Source organism: Bacillus cereus group sp. TH152-1LC (assembly GCF_027710505.1).
Lineage (GTDB): Bacteria > Bacillota > Bacilli > Bacillales > Bacillaceae_G > Bacillus_A > Bacillus_A mobilis.
In genome coordinates this window covers 186,463-205,495 of the sequence record NZ_JAQFNK010000007.1, presented here as the reverse complement: position 1 = coordinate 205,495, position 19,033 = coordinate 186,463, and the positions used below count along the sequence as shown (strand labels likewise).

Sequence of the window (19,033 nt, the reverse complement as noted above, 5' to 3'; positions counted from 1 at the left end):
TCTTAGTTTATCACAAACATCAGTTCTTATATGTTGTAAATAATAAACGACGTGAAAAAGAAAGAGATTTTACTGGGGCATTATTAAAGCTTCAATGTACTTAGTTTTTCAATTGCTTGCTGTTCAGTTGCTAAGTAAAAAATGTCTTTTCCTTTATTACATTCATATATAAAGTCCTTTAAACTTTTACTAGTATACATAGAGAAATCTCCAATGATAGCAATCTTTACTCTGTAGTTTATAAACTTTTGAAGAATATCACCAGCAAGTCGTGTTTTTAAGTCAAAGAAACTTTCGCTTATTAATGATTTGTCGATGATAATATGTTTCGCATCCACCTCATATTGAACTGTTGCCATAAGATCCAATGCAGTTTGAACATCGGAAATTAATACTTTATCGTTTTTTATGACCGCTATATTTATTCCATTGATAACTAATTTCTTTATTTCCATAGTCCCACTCCTTTTATACTTACACAGTAAGAGTAAACTTGTATTGCAGCTTTTCATAGTAGTCATAGTTCAAATTAGATACAGTGAATAAAATAGCCTCTTTTTATTTCATATATATTATTTATATTACTAATACGGTCAATGAAATTATTAAATACCGAGATTGGTTTTACTTGTTATAAAAATATTGTGGAGTAACATAACTTAACAAACTATCCAAAGTATGAATCTCGTCATACGGTTGTATTTCGGTAGTATTCTTGATTTTCCGAGGGTTAAACCACACACCTTTTATATTTGCATTTTGAGGACCAGCAATATCCTTTTCTAAGTCATCCCCAACAAATAAGGTATTTTCCGGCTGTGCATTTAGCTTACTTAATGCTAGTTCGAATATACGTTTATCAGGTTTACTCAATCCCACTTCTTCCGAAATAATGATTGTATCAAAGTAATTGTTTAAATTCGTATTAATTATTTTAGCCTTTTGCCTCTGAGTTGAGCCATTTGTTATTATTCCTACTTTAAAGTGTTTCTTTATATGATTTAAGAAATGAATAGTATTTTGGTCAATTGAAAAACATTTAGGGAAATTTTCATTCCAAAAATCTTGGATATAATTGCGCGGCAATCTATATTTCGGCGCGAATTCATCAAATAATGATTCTATAACTATCGTTTTATCACTAATGCCATATTCCCTTTTATCGTACTCCTTAAATTTCTGTAACATATTGTTTTTGACTGTATCACTAACATCCTTATAACACTTTTCTAAAACTAATAAAAACAGGTTATCTACTGCTTTATCCCTATCAAGTAACGTATCATCTAAATCAAACAGCATCGCTTTATAACCCATCAAATAATTTCACAACCTTTCTCACATAATTTAAATAATCCTTAGTTCGCACCTTAGGCCTTTACTAAATTAGCAAAAAAACTCCAAAGTTTGTGGCGTACGCTCTAGAATTTCGCTAGCTTCTTTTATATTTAAATTCATCTCCCTTTCTCCCTTTTATTAAAGTTCCGAAAGTATATTTTCAAAAAGTTTAAAAAACTACATGCATTTTACATTATTATACATTAGTTTTTCGTAAATATTAATCGTTCAGTTTTCTATATGATAAGTTTTTTTATGCGCATAAATATTTCTCCATAAAAAGGAAATATGGAGAATAATACTTTTTTACGAAGAATACACAATCTTGAAAAATGGAGTTAATATGTTAAACGTCTTATGAAGTTTCCTACTGTATCTCCACATAAACTACAGATAGTACGGCTATAATGACTACCAGAGGTGATATCGTTCAGATGAACGCTTTGCATACGCATCTACCCACAAAGCCCTTACTGTTGGAGCACTGTTACAAAAGAAATCAATAGAAGATTTAGATCAAAAAATTAAGTATACCAGCAAAGATCTTGTGAATTACAATCCAATTACAGAAAAATATGTAGATACAGGTATGACTCTGAAGGAGCTTGCAGATGCTTCCATTCGATATAGTGATAATACTGCACAAAATCTTATTCTTAAACAATTAGGTGGGCCAAGTGAATTCAAAAAATCACTAAGAGAAATAGGAGATTCTGTTACAAATCCTGAACGTTTTGAACCAGAATTAAATGAAGTGCAGCCTGGTGACACTCGTGATACTAGTACCCCAATGGCATTAGCTACTAGTCTTCAAACTTACGCGCTAAGTGATATTCTTCCAATTGAGAAACGGAACTTTTTAATAGATTTGATGAAAAGAAATACTACGGGGGACAACTTAATCCGCGCTGGAGTTCCAGAAGAATGGGAAGTAGCCGATAAGACTGGCTCTGGTTCTTATGGAACAAGGAATGATATCGCAATTATTTGGCCACCAAATAAAAAGCCAATTGTTCTTGCGATACTTTCTAATCATGCTAATGAGGATGCGAAATACGATGATAAACTTATTGCAGACGTAACCAAAATAGTGTTAAACGCTTTAAAAATAACGAATAAATAATTACTCCTACTTTACGGTACTTATATTTCGAAAGACATATACGTGTCTAAACGCTAAGAAGTATTAGTGAATTTATCCGAATTAATCAATAACGAATAATAAATATCTCTTGGTAAAGGTTTACTACATTTTAAATTAGCAAATACTTTAGTATATATAGCTTTTGAGTAAACAAATTTTCGTTTTTTGAAATATAGTATACAGTATTGGAAAAGAGAACCATCCACTATATTTGTCGAATCACTTTTATTTCGCCTAATATTCGGTATTTAGTTTTCTCCAGACTGATATATTATACATACAACTATTCTAGAAAGGTTATGATGTTATGTATGAACAACAAAATAATAGGGATAGAGACCAAAAAATGATGTTTTCTATGCAAGGAGTTCCCACAAATAAAGTTAACATGAATCAATTACCTAAATGGATTAGAATCTTCGGCTATTGTGCATTTGGCTGGATGATAGTATTTAGTTTAATTATGATAGTAGGTTTAATTCTTCAATAACTATGTAGATAAACAGTTAAACGGGACAGTAATTAGATCATAGATCTAATTACTGTCCCGTTTTTTATATGTGATTCCTCAATAATATAGGTAACTAATCATAACAAAAAGAACCTGTAGAATATCCTACAAGTTCTTTTTCAAATATTGTTAAAAAGGAAACAACAAACTATCTTCACATTCAATACAGGGAGACCATTTTGATTATGGTTTAATTTTATTATATATCAAATATAAGCTTTTGAAATGGTTGGTTTTTGAAAATTATGTGGATTTAAAAACTAAGATATTTGTATTAGATTTGGTTTACGACCAACTTCTTCTTACTTAAATACACTGCACGATCGGATTTTTTTGCAACTTCCTGTGAATGCGTCACAACAATAATACATTTATTCTCTTTATGTGCAAGTTCTTGAAACAGTTCTATAATATCCATTGTCGTTTCTTCGTCGAGGTTTCCTGTCGGCTCATCTGCAATAAGTAAATCAACATTGCAAGATAATGCTCGAGCAATTGCTACACGTTGTTGTTGCCCACCACTTAGTTGCAAGACGTTTCGTTTCGCTTCTACTTCTGTGAGTCCTACTTTTTCTAATAATTCTAATGCCCTTACCGTCTTATTTTTCACTTTGACACCTGTAATTTCCATCGCTGTTAGAACATTTTGAAGAGCCGTCATATAAGTAATCAAATTATAAGATTGGAAAATTACAGATACGTTTTGATTACGGTATCGATCTAAACCAATTTTCCGAATATCTTTACCATTATACAGTACATAACCATTTTTAGGGACATCCAGTCCACAACCTAAGCTTAGAGTTGTAGTTTTACCAGATCCAGATGGTCCTAAAATCGTGTAGATTACTTGAACTTTAAAAGCGAAGTGAAAACAACATTTCACTCCGCTTTTTGCATTTATTTATTCGGTTTCTCTGTTTTTAAAACGAATGAACTTAACGCAGGAACTTTAATTTTATTATCATTGACAACATAAAGCGTTTTACTACCTGCTTGTTTACCGTCCACTAGTACTTTCCAAGGACCTTTTGATGGAAGTGTTATGTCAATGTCTTCCATATTTGCATTGTGAGCCACCATAAAGTATTCGCTTTTATTCCCACTTACCTTTTCATCTATTGTATAAGCGACAACATTTTTTGGAACATCGATAAAAGTTATATGCTTTTTAATCTGTTCTGCAGATGTCATTCGAAATGCTGGATACTTTTTGCGTAATTCTATTAAGCCCTTCATATAATCTACTTCATTATTAAATGCTGCACGGCGCAACCAGTCCATTTGGTTAATTGAATCAGGAGATTTGTAACTGTTATGATCGCCGTATTTCGTGCGCATAAACTCTTGCCCTGCATGTAAAAATGGAATACTCTGTGATGTTAATAAAATCGAAGAAGACAATTTGTGCATTTGTTTTAACACTTCTTCACTGTCACCTGGATTAGTCAACTCAAGTTTGTCCCATAATGTATAATTATCATGTGCTTCCACATAAGTTAGCACCTGCTCTGGATCTTGATAGGTAGACGACTTTGTATCATAGTCAATACCTGCTGTAATCCCTTTTTTAATACGGCCTTCCATGTTTTCCTTCCCATTTACAAAGCCATTTTCTTTCTCCTCAAATACACTACCTTTCAATCCATCTCGTATATTATCGTTAAAATGGGCAATCCCTTTCATTTTCTCCGCATTTTTTTGATTTGCTTTCAACTCAGCTGCAAGAGGTGTATTTAAATCCCAACCTTCTCCATGCAATATAATAGTAGGGTCAATTTGATTTACAGCTTTACGTATTTCATTCATCGTTTCATAATCATGAATACCCATTAAATCAAAGCGGAACCCGTCTAAATTATATTCTTTTGCCCAGTATGTGACCGAATCCACCATAAATTTTCTCATCATTTTTCGTTCTGAAGCTGTATCATTTCCTACTCCAGTTCCATTTGCAAATGTTCCGTCTTCATTGTAACGATAATAATAACCTGGAACTAACTTATGAAAATTAGATTCAGTAGCATTATACATATGGTTATATACTACATCCATCACAACACGAAGGTTATTATCATGCAGTGTTTGAATCATTTGCTTTAATTCAGTTATTCGTACCGTAGGCTCATATGGATTTGTAGAATAGGATCCCTCTGGAACGTTAAAGTTTTTCGGGTCGTATCCCCAGTTATATTGTGTTTCGTTTAAATTCTCTTCATTTACTGATGCATAATCAAAAATCGGTAAAAGTTGAACGTGCGTAACACCAAGATCTTTTATATGATCTAGTCCTGTTTTCACACCTTCAGGCCCTTTTGTTCCTTTTTCTGTTACGCCTAAATATTTCCCTTTCTGCTTAATGCCACTTTCGGGCTGAATAGAAAGATCACGTACATGCAATTCATAAATAATAGCATCTTCCGGGTTTTTAAATTTTGGCTTTTTGTTTGCTTTCCATTTTTTCGGATTTGTTTCTTCTAAATCAACAACTGCACCTTTATCCCCATTTACAGAAGCAGCACGTGCATACGGATCAACTGCTTCAGTCCACTTATCACCAATTTTCACTTTATACGTGTAATAGAGTCCTTTTTTGTTTCCTTTAAGTTCTGCTATCCAGGTCCCTTTTTCAGCTTGTTTCATGTTTATTTCAGTACCTATTTTATCGTTCCATTTTTCATATGTAACTAACTTCGCTTCACTCGCAGTAGGAGCCCATACACGGAACTTAGTAAATTGTGGCGTATATACATTCCCTAAATCGTTACCACCATAATAAAATGAATGATCAAATTCCTCACTACGAATGACTTTACCGATTTCAGTGTTCGTATCAGCTACGTTTTCAATTTTCACTTTGTATGATTGTTTTAAATCAATTTTCTGCTCCGTAATTATTTTCACCTTATTAGTAACATTTCCACTGCTTGTATCATAAGGACTAATATTCTTTATTTTAATGCCTTCAATTTCAATTTTCCGCTCCTTAATATGAAACGGGACATTAGTCGTTACAGTAATTTCATTGAAACTATCAATAGTTGCTTTTTGAATTGATAGATTCGAAGAAGGCTTAGAGTTATATACTTTATCATCACCAGAAAGAATCCACACTTCCGCACGACCGTCCTTTATATTTTCAATCCAACGATCGCCACCATCTTTTTCCCAGTCATTTGTACGAATGATAAATCCTACACGATTATATTCACCATCTAAATTAATCTTAGCGTACTTTCCAAATTCATCTTCACCAGTAAATTCATATGATTTACCATTTGCATTTTCTCCCCATGTCCAAAGGTTCCAGTTCTTTGTATTTCCAGATTGCTCTTTGTAATGAATGATAACTTCAGTTGTTTTCGAATTTGAAACTGCCTTTACACTTTGAAAAGAGAAAACAGATGATAACATAACGATTATAGTAAGTAATAAAACTGATTTGTTAACTAATCTTTTTATCATTTGCACCACATACACCCTTTCTTTAAATAGTAGGCACAATTTATTATGCTCGTACTAAATTACACTATTTAAATTAATCTAGAAATCTCTTTTACTTCACCCCCATATTGGCTAATTTCACATATGTATTTCAATGATCTTTCAATACGAAAACGTTTGCATTAATTATTCAAAAAAATAGATTTGTTTATATCTTCATATATTTGTAAATACTAAAAGATCAGGGAAATCATTTTAAAGCAATCGTTTGTTATCGCTTTCATTCTATAGTACTTCCTATCAATAGGTCAATATATTATTAATTTTCAGTTTTTTTATTTTAATCCTTATATATTTGTCACAGCTTATTGAAGATAGACAGCCTCATTTTCGCTTAGTAAGTTTATTTTCACTCATACATTGCTGCATAAAAAATAGCTACTATCTTTAAAATGACAGTATCTGTTTTTCATAATGTAATAATATATGAATGAAAACTATATTTCTAACTTACTTAATTTTTGCTGCATCAAATGCCTTTTGGACTGCTTGAACTTCAGCTGTATTCGCTCCATATTTATTCGTTGCCACTCGAATACATGCTGATCTCAATTCTTTGAAATTAGAAGTCATATTTAACTCATCTGTATTTGCATAATAGAAGATATCAAACATTTTATCTTCACCAATCCCTTTAACAGTTACACCGTTATGAGTTCCACCTTGTGCAATGAGATACGCAACTTTATTAATAATACTTGAATTAAAATGAACGCCACCTTGATCCCATCCATTAAAATCATTAAATTCACTGTAATCATCTGGATAAGGTACACCAAGTGAAGATGGAACAGAAGCCGGGTTTTCCATATCACGGAAAACAGATCCAGTTTGTTCTCCCATCGTCCAGTTAAAGCTTCCATTATTTACGTATTTCTCAATAGATGTTCCCATAATATCAGATAGCGCCTCATTAATCGCACCAGATTCACCGTAGTATTCAAGATTAGATTCGCTAGAAGTAACAGCATGTGTAAATTCATGGCCAGCTACGTCATATGCTTTGACGATAGGATCTCCATATACAAGCATACTTCCATTATTCGCACTTAAAGCATTCTGCCAATTTTTCGGATCATTCGTATCTCCGGAATCCCAAGCATGTACAACTGAAACTACCTTTTGTCCCTTATTATCAAAGCTATTACGCTTATATTTATCTTTATAAAAATCAAATACTTTTGTTGCTAAGTAATGAGCACTTACTGCTTTTGGATCGTTAAATGTTGTCGAAGTACTAGTTGCTAATGTACCAGGATAATAGCTTTCTTCTTTAGTAATGTCTCTATAGTTCACATCATATGTTTCAATTCCTTGTCCTCTTGTATAATCAGCAAGAGCATATGTGCCATTATTTTGTTTAGAGATACCAAATGTACGTGATATACCTAAATCATCTTTTCCTGTTCCAGTTAATGATGTAAGATTACTTTTTTTACTTTTCTTTAATGCTCCAACTAGTTTTTCACTTGCTTTTAAGTTAGATTCTTGTACCATATTTTTTAACATATCACCATTTTGTGCATTTACTAAATAAGTTCCGGAAACATAGTTTGGTGTTGCAGCTTCAAATGTAACCTGGTATGCATTGCTAGCTTGTCCATTATTTTCATCAACAAAAATAACTTCTTTAACTTCTGGCTCAGTAATAAAATTGATATCGTTCCCGTATTTCGTATAAATATATTGTGTTGCTTCATCTTTTGATAGATTGATAGGTTTTTTCAATTCTTCTTGTTTTAAATTTTGCGCGCTATCGCCTGAAACACTTTTAATAACACCGTTATTATCTACGTGTGCAGTTAATTGATGGCCATATACTTCTTTTCCTTCGTATGTTTGCTGAATACGTACAAGTGTAGTCCCATCATATGAACCACGTTTTTGAAGAACTTTATAATCTACTCCTGTTTCCCCATTGACTTGCTTTGGAGAAAGAGCTTGTTCTGTTTTCTCCTTCAGAGCATCTTTTACTACATTCTCTGGCGCTTTTTGTGACGGTTGTGTAAGTTCACCCGAACGGAACGATTCTTCCTGAATTTGAACTTGTAGTTGATCTGTTTCCTCTGCATGACCTACTCCGTATGGTGCTACAGCTGTTAAAGCTAAGCCTGTTGTTAAAGCTACCTTAGTTAATGTCTTTTTGTTTTTCATTTTTTCACCTCGTATAATTTTTGAAATAGAAAGCTTGTACAAAGTATACTGTCTATTCATGTCGGAAAAAAGAGAAAATACAAAATTCATGTAACATTATGCAAAATTACATATATATGGCCGATGATATAAATAAAGAACGACACACATATGTATATTAATTTCAATAAAAAAAGAGCTCTTTTAGGCGCTCATCCAATTGGTTAGTTGTTAATTATCTATATTCATTCTAATCAAAGTACCCTTACATCTAAATAACAACATAAAAACCCACTCTTTACTATTTTAAGAGTAGGTTTAATGCTATTAAAATAACAATTATTATAGGACATCTTATAATTTATATTACTTATTTTAAATTATATTTTGGACATGAAGTTGATTTAGGATAAAGATGGATCAAATGAATACTAATGACCTTGATAAACAAGAAAAAGAAAGTGCGTGTTTTGTTTTATGATGTATATAGTATATAAATATTTTAGTGAGGCAGCGCATCTACAATTTAGATTTTTTAATATATTGTTGTTATGTATGTCTATAGTTGCATGGATTGTAACATTATGAGATAGCTGAAGTCTCATATGAGTTTCAGGCTTTTTTATTTTGTCAAAAATATCTTTAATTTGTCTCCCATTTAAATATAGTAAAGGACACATCTATTGCATGTTATTAGCTCGAGGTATGTTCTTTTAAAGCATATAATAAATATGCATAGTAAGAAATAAAACCATAATTATTCAAATAAAAAATCCCTCGGATTTGTTTAATGATCCAGGGGATTTTTTATCGTTGATTCTTTATATTTCCATACCGATCACAAACTTTTTTAGGATAATGGTATGTCCAAGTTTAATAGTTTTTTGCATGAAAGCTATCTATTTTATATTTTTTTAATTATCCTACTAAGTTTTTTGTAAAATTCACCTTTTCTTTTTACATGATTAAACTGATTTGGATTAATATTAACTTTTTGTGAGAGTGCTACAATCTCTTCTTTTGTAATTGAATCTTTAGTATTTATAGATGCTATATTTGTATATTTTCCATCTTCTGTTTTTGGAATTTCTAAAATCCCTTTATTTACAAGATCCACTACAGCCTTATGCTCTGAAGAATGTGTATTCACGCCAGTAATTTTCCAATTATGCATAACTTTTGGTGTGTATACACCATTCTTTACCTCTTTTAAATATGTAATAGCAAGGTTACGAATGGTTCCACCAGTTTCCCCGAATGCATTCTCTTGTTTAGATGACCAAATTTGTTCAAACTTACGCCCCTCTAAAGCTCCACCTTTTGCCTGAAGAGCCTCCATTCTATATGCATTCATTCCTAGTGTCATAACATCGTTCGTTTTGATTGGTTTATTGGTACGAATAGAACGTAAATTTGTAATTCTACTTCCATATGGTTTTGCTAAGTCAATTTCATATTTTACGCCTCCAAAGAAATCATTCGTACTGTATTTAGAAGCACGACGGGTTTTATCAAAGCTAACTGTTACATCTCCGGCACGAGATGAGTTAAAGTACCCTGCCGCCCATTCCATATAGTCTTTTAAGTCTTTCCCAGTTACCTTATATACTGTAATTTCTCCCAAAGCATATTGATAATTATACGCAATATCTTTTTTCTTAATAGGACCTACATCCAAACGAGCATTATCGTTATCAATTTGATGGGCTACTACATCTGCTTTGCTGTAGTAGAGCATGACTTCATGAAAGAAATCTGATAAAGGTGTTTCTTGGATCTGCACACTTGGAATACCCTTTATTTCATTTTCAGGAACAAGGTTTCTACCCTTTAATTGAGCGACAACAACATTTGCATCTCCTCTCGCATACTCATGAAAAGGTGTCAGTGTGTCTTCAAGTGTAGGATCAGATACTACTGTTGTTCCATCAGTATTTTTTACAGGTATAGCGGTAGCAGTTTTATCTTTTAGAACCAGCTTTCCATCTTGCTTTGTAAAAGTAAGATCAATACGCGAGATATGTGTTCCATATTTATCTGGTTCTGTAATAATAACGCCATTTACAACTTCTTTTTTAACAAGTTTATGCATATGAGCTGCAAAAATAGCACTTAGTTCCGGACAAGCATTCGCAATATCTTGAACACCAGTACCAGGGATTCCATTCTCATTTTCTAGTCCCATATGCATAACCCCTACCATTACATCTACTTTACCCTCTAATTCATTAATTGCCTTTTTTGTCTCTTCTACTGGATTTTTCACTACTAAACCATCCAAATGATCTGTCCCTTTTTCAAAATCACTAATCATTGGTGTATTCATACCAATTATCCCGACTTTAATTCCACCTTTTTCAACAATCGTATATGCAGGAAGAAAACGCTCTCCATTTTCCTTATAAATATTTCCTGCTAACGTCTTTCCCTTATATTGCTCACTAACTTTTTTCAATGTATCTAATCCAAAGTTGAATTCATGATTTCCAAATGCCCAGGCGTCATATCCCATTGTATTCATCGCTACCATCATTGGCGATTGTGGCTTATCATTGAATAATTCTACTGAGTTTCCTTGAATTGTATCCCCAGCATCTACTAATATGGTATTTGGATTTTCTTGACGTACCTTTTTTATAACCGTATAAAGCTGTGTTAAACTTCCGCTCGTATTTGCACCATCGAGCGCATAATCCCAGGGCATAAATCTACCATGAATATCTGCCGTACCTAACAATGTAATATTAACATCAGATTCCTCAGCTTTTGAGATAGATGGCTTGACTATTACTGCTGTTCCAAGAAGTATAAAAATAACAAAATAACATAAATAGGTCTTCCATTTCATTTTTTGCATAATAACAATATTTCTCCCCTTTTTGTACTGCTATAAAGTTGCTTGAACTTAAAAAATGTAACTTATTATTCGGAAAAATTCAACTACAAAAGATAATTTTGGAGGTGGTTCTGTTGTGAAAATATAGAGAATAAAATGCATATCCCCCCCTAGCAGAATCGTATTTTCTTCTTCCTCTAACGTATGAAGAGCGCTAAACCAACAGTAGATGTATAATTATGGACATATAACTCATTTCCGGAAATCATTATAACTTAAAGATATAGTGTGTAATGCTGGTTACATTTTCGGATTTCATTGCTAATTTATTTCCTTCTAAATGAAAATGCTGAGATTACTTCCAAAAATAATAACCCCGTTCTTCATTTAAGACGGGGTTACACTTATACAGCAATTCGGATTCAGTTTTTTTGAATGTTCGTTTCCTATTCAAGAGTAAGATCTGCTAGTTTCGTATTTTCTTCTGCTTATTGGTTGCTTTCAACTAAATTCATCGTAATTTTAATCAAGACTTGTATTTTATCACTCAAACCCTTGATGCTCTCCTAAATCGCTCAATAAATAGATAATAATTTTTACTTTTCAACTTCACAAAGCAATTTGACCTCTTTGATTTGTTCTATATGACGCTGTTCATGCAAATAGATTAATTCTATCCACTGATCAAGAAATAGTTCTCCAAGAGCTGGATGCATCACTGATTTTTTTACCAATTTAGATTCATCTTCTATTGAACTCAGAAAACGCATCAATTCTTTTCTAGAGTCGTTTAACAAATCAACCATTTGCAGCACTTCAAATGGTTCTATACTTGGTTTAATCATTTCTGGTGCTATAAATTTTATCGATCTATCTAATACAATAGTATGAATTTCTTTACGCTCATTTTGGAAACTATCCATCTTTTTTAATCCTGACGAAATAACCGTTATAACTCTCTCATCTAATAAAACTAAGTGATGACAAACTTGTGCTATACTCCATTTATCCTTATTTGGTTTTCTATTAAATTGAGCATCACTTAACAAAGTAATTTCCTCAAATAATTGATTTCTCTTTTCATAAAACTTGTCCTTTACAAATGTGTTCATGTGAATTCTCCTTTCATTAGAGCCTATATACTTAGATTCCTGCGTTAGAAATATTCTCTATAGAAGAAAGATTTTCCTTCACTACTGTTTCTCTAATTCACGACTAAATATATGAGTTTTCTCAACATCCTTGAATATTTCCTTGAGGTTATCGTGTGCTACAGCTACACCATAATATTTTCCACGGAATCCTTTCAATACAAATACATAAAACGTTCCTAATTATCAATCTAGCATTAAATAAATGTAAAAAATGCCCCTATTCATTCATTTTTCATGTGTATGTATGTACATTTGTTAATTTATTCGATATATTATGTGTATTGAATGATTATGAAAAGTTTATAGGTCGCTAAAAAACCTTATATTTTTATATCCGAGAAAACTACAAAATGTATAAAATTCCATTTGTCAAATGAATTTAATGCGGAAGGAGGTTTGTGGTTACTTCATCGGGATATAATAATCAGTTTTAAACTGATAAAAATATAGGAGGCGACAACATGTTTCGTACGATTTCAAATTTCATGAGAGTAGCTGAGATAAGAAACAAAATTCTTTTTACGCTAGCGATGCTAATCGTTTTTCGAATTGGCACGTTTATTCCAGTTCCTCATACTAACGCAGAGGTATTAAAAGTACAAGATCAAGCTAACGTTTTAGGTATGCTAAACGTATTTGGCGGAGGAGCACTGCAACACTTCTCAATCTTCGCTGTAGGTATTACACCTTATATTACAGCTTCCATCATAGTACAATTACTACAAATGGATGTTATACCTAAATTTTCGGAATGGGCAAAGCAAGGTGAGATGGGCCGTAAGAAATCAGCTCAATTCACTCGATACTTTACAATCATTCTCGCATTCATACAAGCCATTGGGATGTCTTATGGTTTTAATAATATAGCAGGCGGACAATTAATAACAGATCAAAGCTGGACTACATACTTATTTATTGCGACAGTTTTAACTGCAGGTACTGCATTTTTACTTTGGTTAGGTGAACAAATTACCGCTAATGGAGTAGGTAATGGTATTTCGATGATTATCTTCGCAGGACTTGTAGCAGCGATTCCAAATGTTGCGAACCAAATTTATTTGCAACAATTTCAAAATGCAGGCGATCAATTATTCATGCACATCATAAAGATGGTCTTAATTGGTCTCGTAATTTTAGCGATAGTTGTTGGCGTTATTTACATACAACAAGCAGTGCGTAAAATACCGATTCAATATGCAAAAGCTGTTTCAGGAAACAATCAATATCAAGGAGCAAAAAACACTCATTTACCTCTTAAAGTAAATAGTGCTGGTGTAATTCCAGTAATCTTTGCTTCTGCATTTTTAATGACGCCGCGTACAATTGCGCAGCTCTTCCCCGATTCAAGCGTCTCCAAATGGATAGTTGCAAATCTTGATTTTGCACATCCATTTGGAATGACACTTTATGTCGGGCTTATCGTTGCTTTCACATACTTCTACGCATTTATTCAAGTAAATCCTGAACAAATGGCTGAGAATTTGAAAAAGCAAAATGGATATGTGCCTGGTATTCGTCCTGGTAAATCAACAGAACAATATGTAACGAAAATTTTATACCGTTTAACATTTATTGGTGCGATTTTCTTAGGTGCAATTTCCATTTTACCGCTCGTATTCACAAAAATTGCTACGTTACCACCTTCTGCACAAATTGGTGGTACAAGCTTACTTATCATCGTCGGTGTAGCACTTGAAACAATGAAGACATTAGAAAGTCAGCTTGTGAAACGTCATTATAAAGGATTTATAAAAAAAGTAAATTAAGTAAAAAAACACAGTTGGTTATTTTTCCAACTGTGTTTTTGATTCTACTACATTTCCTTCTCAAATAATCTCCCTTGTTTGAAATAAGTCCGGAGTGTGGATCGATTAGCTAAAAATACACCAGCCAAAATAAAACAAGCACCTATCCCCATTGTAGGGTTTAAAGGTTCTCCTAATATGATATAGCCTACTATAATAGCGATTAACGGTGATACATATAACCACGTTGACGGGAATACAGGATTTGTTTTTGATAAGAGCCAATAATATAATCCATGCCCACCAATTGATCCGATAAAAATAAGATATAAAATAGGCCACTGTACACTCCATGAGGCTAATACAGATACATTCGGTTGTTCTACTACGGCAGACACGATTAATAGTAAAACTCCTCCATAAAACATTTGAATACCATTTATGAGAAATGGTGATACACTTTGTAAATCCGAAAGTATTTCTTTTGAGCGAATAGAGCCTATTCCGTAAAATAACTCTCCTATTATTAAAACAACACAAGCAATACTCCATATGAAACTTACTTCTTGGTGCATTCCTGGTAAAGAAACAAAAACAACACCTATTAGTGCAATAATTAAAGCTAGTAGTTGCTCCTTTTGTAATTTCGTCTTATTTCTCCTTGCCTGTAAAAACAAAATCATCATCGGTCCCGTTGCAGAAAGTACAGCAGCTAATCCCGAAGAAATAAATTGTTCTGCCCAGTACAGTGATGCAAATGTCATAAACGTTAAACAAAAACCAGCATACATAATACGTTTTGAAAATACATGTGGCATAATTTCTTTTCTTTTTAACTTAAATATAATCATCAAAATTACTCCTGCTAAAAAGAAACGAATGCCTGCTGAAAATAATGGAGGTGCTCCTGCTTCAATTCCGATTTTTATCGTTAAAAATGTTGTTCCGAAAATAATACATACTAAAATATAATTGAAAATAACCATTTTTCTTCCTCCTTTTCACTCTTACCATGAGTATAGAAGGTATGGTGTATAACAGTGTATCTATGTATATAACAGTTACCTAAAATTGTAGTTGATTCTCTCTATATTTTTCGCTTTAATGAAATAAAAACGAAAAAGGTGGAACCATGAAGATTGTCCTTCGTAAAGAATCCAACATACCGTATTACAAGCAAATATATATGCAAATCGTTGAAAGAGTACAAAGTGGCATGCTTTCACATGGTGATGCACTTCCGTCTTTACGCTCTATGGCCGAAGATTTGCAGATTAGCCTATTAACAGTTCGTAAAGCATATAAGCAGTTAGAAAAGAAAGGATATATACGCATTGAGCAAGGAAAAGGTGCTTATATACATAAGAATGGAAAGAAAGATTTCAAACCAATTCCGTATACATGGCAACAAACGAAAACGATTAATGTTATGCGATCTCAATATGCAATGAATCAGCACCGGAAATATTACGATTTTTCACAAGCAATTTTATATCCTCGCTTATTACCAAATCCATTCTTAGCCGATGAAATGCATAAAATACTAGATAAAGACCAGATGATCCTAGCAACGTATGGGCCAGTTCAAGGCGATTATGAACTGCGAGTTGAAATAGCAAGTTACTTAAATGAACACCAGCAATTACTGACAGACCCATCTCAATTATTAATTACAAGCGGCGCTCAACAAGGAATTGATTTAATTGCTCAAACATTATTAAAACCTGGTGATATTGTATTAGTGGAAAGTCCGTGTTACAGTGCCGCACTTGATATTTTTATCAATAAAGGCGCTCAAATCATTCCAATTTCTCTTGATAATCATGGAATTCGAGCCGATTTAGTCGATGATATTTGTCAAAGTAAAAATCCCGTATTATTGTATACAAATCCGACTTTTCAGAACCCAACAGGTACAGTAATGAGTAAAGAACGGAGAATGGAACTTATAGAACTAGCAGAGCTATATAAGTTTTTTATAATTGAAGATGATTCTTTCGGAGAAATATATTTTGAGGGTGCGACTGTTCCCCCTCCTATCAAAAATTTTGATACGAATGGCCACGTAATATATATAAAAGGATTTAGTAAAACGTTAGCACCTGGACTGCGTATCGCCTCGCTTATTGCTGATGGACCTATTTTCGAATGGTTATATGCTGTAAAAGGTTCAATGGATATCGGTAGTCCTTTATTAACACAAAAAGCACTTCTACCTTTCCTGCGTGCAGAACGTATGAAAAACCATTTAGAAAAATTACGTACCGCTTTACAAATTAGACGTGATATAACGATTGATATGTTATCACGACTTACAGAAATAAGATTTGAAATACCAAATGGTGGATTTAATTTATGGATTACACTTCCTGACTCGATGGATCCCTTTAGCTTATTACAAATAGCAAATGAAGTAGATGTCTCTTTTTTACCAGGAACAGCTTGTCTATTAAATCCCGAAATAAATAATCACCAATTAAGAATTAGCTATTCTATGTTAAATGAAAAAGATATGTTAATTGGTTTAGAGAGATTACATGATACAATACGAAAATGTATATGATAGAGATAACATTACATGTCCAATAAGAAATACTATCCCAAAATGAAAATGTGACTTTTGGGATAGTATTTGTTTCTGAGTTTTTTTGTGGTTCAAACATTATCCTCCGACTTTCATTACAATCTTACCTCTAACATGTTGACCTTCACTCAAAATATGAGCTTCTCTAACCCCTGCTTCATTAAACGGAACAACTTTACTTATGATTGGTTTTATTTTTCCATGTACAATTAAATCTGATAATTCTTCTAGTTGCTTTCCATTTGGTTTTAACCATAAAAAACCTGATTTTATCCCTTTTACTTTTTGAATTGGCTCATGAACAATCGAAACTAACACACCACCAGGTTTTATAATTTGAAAACTTTTTTCTTGTACTTCTCCACCTATTGTATCTAACACAATATCAAAATCTGATAATAGTTCTTCAAATTTATCTTTTTTATAATCAATAATAAGATCCGCTCCTAAAGACTTTAAAAACTCTTCATTCTTACTACTTGCAGTTGTCGCAACAAAAGCTCCAAATGATTTTGCGATTTGGATAGCTAAACTTCCAACTCCGCCAGCTCCAGCATGAATAAGTACTCGGTCATGTTCTTTTATTTTTGCGTAATCTACAAGACTTTGCCACGCTGTAAGTCCTGCAAGAGGAATCGAAGCTGCCTCTTCGAAACTTAGATTTGTAGGCATATAGGATACTAAATCCGATTTTACTGTGATGAATTCAGCATAAGAACCCTGTCCTATATTTTCAGGTTTCGTATACACCTTATCTCCTATTTTGAAACACTCTACCTCTTCCCCAATTCCTTCAATAATTCCAGCTACATCTAACCCCAAAATGATTGGAAATAAAAATCGTAACTGTTGTTGTAAGTCCCCTTTTCTTATTTTCCAATCAACAGGATTAATAGATGTTGCGAGAATACGTATTAATACCTCGTTATCTTTAACATCCGGTTTTAAAACTTGTCTTTCTTTTAATTCTTCAACACTACCATATTGATCTATAACAATTGCTTTCATTTCCATTCCTCCTTGCTGTTTATTTTAATTACTTACAAATATTTCTCAAAATTTTTTGCCTTGAATTATCATAAACTTATTTTTGGAGGTAATTACGTAAGAAAGATTATGAATTCCAAAATGAATCTTACACACACCTTAGAATCATTCAAAACTGTATTTTTAATTACATTCAAAAGAAATGGGGATAACTTTATGACTGAAAAGATATTTAAAATAAACGGGATTGATATATGTACAGAAAGCTTTGGAAACCCTAAAAACCCAGCTGTTTTATTAATTATGGGTGCTACGTGCTCAATGGTTTATTGGGATGAAGAATTTTGTGAACAGTTGGCTAACACAGGGAAATTTGTTATTCGTTTTGATAACCGTGATGTAGGGCGATCTGTTTCATATGAACCTGGTACTTCCAATTATACAGTTACAAATATGGCAGAAGATGCAATCGGAGTCCTTGATGTTTATCATATTGATCAAGCACATCTATTTGGTATGTCTTTAGGTGGCATGATAGCTCAAATTGCTGCTGTAAAATATCCCGAAAGAATATTGTCGTTAACATTATTAGCTACAAGTGTAATAGGATCTGACAATAACACGCGCGATTTACCTCCGATGGATGAAAAAATTTTAACACATCATGCAAATGGCACGCATTTAGATTGGACCAATGATAAAGTTGTAGCAGAATATTTAGTTTCCGGATCTCGCCTATTATGTGGATCCAAACGAACATTTGATGAAAACAGAGTCTATAAACAAGTAATACAAGAAATAGAACGAGCTAACAATTTATTAAGTATGTTTAATCACGCTTTACTCCAGGGTGATGATGCTTATGAAGGTGTGCTTCACTCCATACAATCACCTACATTAGTTATTCACGGAACAGACGATACAGCACTCCCTTTCGAACATGCTCTCGCACTTATTGATGAAATTCCTAACTCAGTCCTATTAACCCTCGAAGGCGCAGGACATGAGAATCATCCTGATGACTGGAAAGACATAATTCATGCTGTTACTGAACATACTTCTAAAATATAGGTGAATAACGTATAGAAGGGGCACAC

The 19,033-nt window shown here is 33.0% G+C and carries 13 protein-coding genes and 1 pseudogene; 5 read left to right on the top strand and 9 right to left on the bottom strand.

The annotated features are described in order from the left end of the window. Positions 1-83 precede the first annotated feature (83 nt). Together PDL00_RS18270 and PDL00_RS18265 are read right to left on the bottom strand one after the other, a co-directional pair. Positions 84-455, bottom strand: coding sequence for a DUF4180 domain-containing protein (locus tag PDL00_RS18270; protein ID WP_270730517.1), 372 nt, complete (start codon positions 453-455; stop codon positions 84-86). A 169-nt stretch (positions 456-624) separates the two neighbouring features. Continuing rightward, positions 625-1,317: an HAD family hydrolase gene (locus PDL00_RS18265; protein ID WP_242250660.1), complete on the bottom strand. Its 693-nt coding sequence runs from the start codon at positions 1,315-1,317 to the stop codon at positions 625-627. Between the two features lie 445 nt (positions 1,318-1,762). On the opposite strand from PDL00_RS18265, the pseudogene bla reads away from it, so the two are divergent. Further along, positions 1,763-2,461 (top strand): annotated as a pseudogene (gene bla / locus PDL00_RS18260) (class A beta-lactamase); the annotation flags it as partial. 328 nt (positions 2,462-2,789) lie between these two features. After that, on the top strand, positions 2,790-2,972 hold the full coding sequence (locus tag PDL00_RS18255; RefSeq protein ID WP_002172101.1) for a hypothetical protein: 183 nt from the start codon (positions 2,790-2,792) through the stop codon (positions 2,970-2,972). Between the two features lie 295 nt (positions 2,973-3,267). On the opposite strand, the gene PDL00_RS18250 is transcribed toward PDL00_RS18255, so the two are convergent. From PDL00_RS18250 to PDL00_RS18230, 5 genes are all read right to left on the bottom strand, one after another. Continuing rightward, entirely contained in the window at positions 3,268-3,879 is a 612-nt protein-coding gene (locus PDL00_RS18250; protein ID WP_270730516.1) for an ABC transporter ATP-binding protein, read from the bottom strand. Positions 3,880-3,893: 14 nt separating this feature from the next. After that, positions 3,894-6,464: a type I pullulanase gene (gene pulA, locus PDL00_RS18245; RefSeq protein ID WP_270730515.1), complete on the bottom strand. Its 2,571-nt coding sequence runs from the start codon at positions 6,462-6,464 to the stop codon at positions 3,894-3,896. A gap of 483 nt (positions 6,465-6,947) precedes the next feature. Continuing rightward, on the bottom strand, positions 6,948-8,651 hold the full coding sequence (locus tag PDL00_RS18240; RefSeq protein ID WP_242250623.1) for a M4 family metallopeptidase: 1,704 nt from the start codon (positions 8,649-8,651) through the stop codon (positions 6,948-6,950). Positions 8,652-9,534: 883 nt separating this feature from the next. After that, complete coding sequence (locus tag PDL00_RS18235; RefSeq protein WP_270730514.1) at positions 9,535-11,487, bottom strand: bifunctional metallophosphatase/5'-nucleotidase; 1,953 nt, start codon at positions 11,485-11,487, stop codon at positions 9,535-9,537. A gap of 575 nt (positions 11,488-12,062) precedes the next feature. Beyond that, positions 12,063-12,578 (bottom strand): DinB family protein, encoded by a 516-nt coding sequence (locus tag PDL00_RS18230; RefSeq protein ID WP_270730513.1) that lies wholly within the window; start codon positions 12,576-12,578, stop codon positions 12,063-12,065. 503 nt (positions 12,579-13,081) lie between these two features. Between PDL00_RS18230 and secY the strand changes: the two genes are divergently transcribed. Beyond that, positions 13,082-14,386: a preprotein translocase subunit SecY gene (secY, locus tag PDL00_RS18225; RefSeq protein ID WP_000490104.1), complete on the top strand. Its 1,305-nt coding sequence runs from the start codon at positions 13,082-13,084 to the stop codon at positions 14,384-14,386. 47 nt (positions 14,387-14,433) lie between these two features. On the opposite strand, the gene PDL00_RS18220 is transcribed toward secY, so the two are convergent. Further along, on the bottom strand, positions 14,434-15,351 hold the full coding sequence (locus PDL00_RS18220; RefSeq protein WP_242250626.1) for a DMT family transporter: 918 nt from the start codon (positions 15,349-15,351) through the stop codon (positions 14,434-14,436). Between the two features lie 146 nt (positions 15,352-15,497). Between PDL00_RS18220 and pdxR the strand changes: the two genes are divergently transcribed. Next, entirely contained in the window at positions 15,498-16,928 is a 1,431-nt protein-coding gene (gene pdxR / locus PDL00_RS18215) for a MocR-like pyridoxine biosynthesis transcription factor PdxR (RefSeq protein ID WP_270730512.1), read from the top strand. Between the two features lie 99 nt (positions 16,929-17,027). Here pdxR and PDL00_RS18210 read toward each other — a convergent pair whose 3' ends face one another. Further along, positions 17,028-17,957, bottom strand: a complete 930-nt coding sequence (locus PDL00_RS18210; RefSeq protein ID WP_242250628.1) for an NADP-dependent oxidoreductase — start codon at positions 17,955-17,957, stop codon at positions 17,028-17,030. 195 nt (positions 17,958-18,152) lie between these two features. On the opposite strand from PDL00_RS18210, the gene PDL00_RS18205 reads away from it, so the two are divergent. Further along, positions 18,153-19,007, top strand: coding sequence for an alpha/beta fold hydrolase (locus tag PDL00_RS18205; protein ID WP_242250631.1), 855 nt, complete (start codon positions 18,153-18,155; stop codon positions 19,005-19,007). Positions 19,008-19,033 lie beyond the last annotated feature (26 nt).

What these genes read in the sequence shown, in the direction of transcription:
- PDL00_RS18240 (WP_242250623.1), bottom strand. Translation starts at nt 8,651, where the DNA reads ATGAAAAACAAAAAGACATTAACTAAGGTAGCTTTAACAACAGGCTTA.
- PDL00_RS18235 (WP_270730514.1), bottom strand. Translation starts at nt 11,487, where the DNA reads ATGCAAAAAATGAAATGGAAGACCTATTTATGTTATTTTGTTATTTTT.
- pdxR (WP_270730512.1), top strand. Translation starts at nt 15,498, where the DNA reads ATGAAGATTGTCCTTCGTAAAGAATCCAACATACCGTATTACAAGCAA.
- PDL00_RS18255 (WP_002172101.1), top strand. Translation starts at nt 2,790, where the DNA reads ATGTATGAACAACAAAATAATAGGGATAGAGACCAAAAAATGATGTTT.
- PDL00_RS18210 (WP_242250628.1), bottom strand. Translation starts at nt 17,957, where the DNA reads ATGAAAGCAATTGTTATAGATCAATATGGTAGTGTTGAAGAATTAAAA.
- PDL00_RS18220 (WP_242250626.1), bottom strand. Translation starts at nt 15,351, where the DNA reads ATGGTTATTTTCAATTATATTTTAGTATGTATTATTTTCGGAACAACA.
- PDL00_RS18205 (WP_242250631.1), top strand. Translation starts at nt 18,153, where the DNA reads ATGACTGAAAAGATATTTAAAATAAACGGGATTGATATATGTACAGAA.
- PDL00_RS18265 (WP_242250660.1), bottom strand. Translation starts at nt 1,317, where the DNA reads ATGGGTTATAAAGCGATGCTGTTTGATTTAGATGATACGTTACTTGAT.
- secY (WP_000490104.1), top strand. Translation starts at nt 13,082, where the DNA reads ATGTTTCGTACGATTTCAAATTTCATGAGAGTAGCTGAGATAAGAAAC.
- PDL00_RS18230 (WP_270730513.1), bottom strand. Translation starts at nt 12,578, where the DNA reads ATGAACACATTTGTAAAGGACAAGTTTTATGAAAAGAGAAATCAATTA.
- PDL00_RS18270 (WP_270730517.1), bottom strand. Translation starts at nt 455, where the DNA reads ATGGAAATAAAGAAATTAGTTATCAATGGAATAAATATAGCGGTCATA.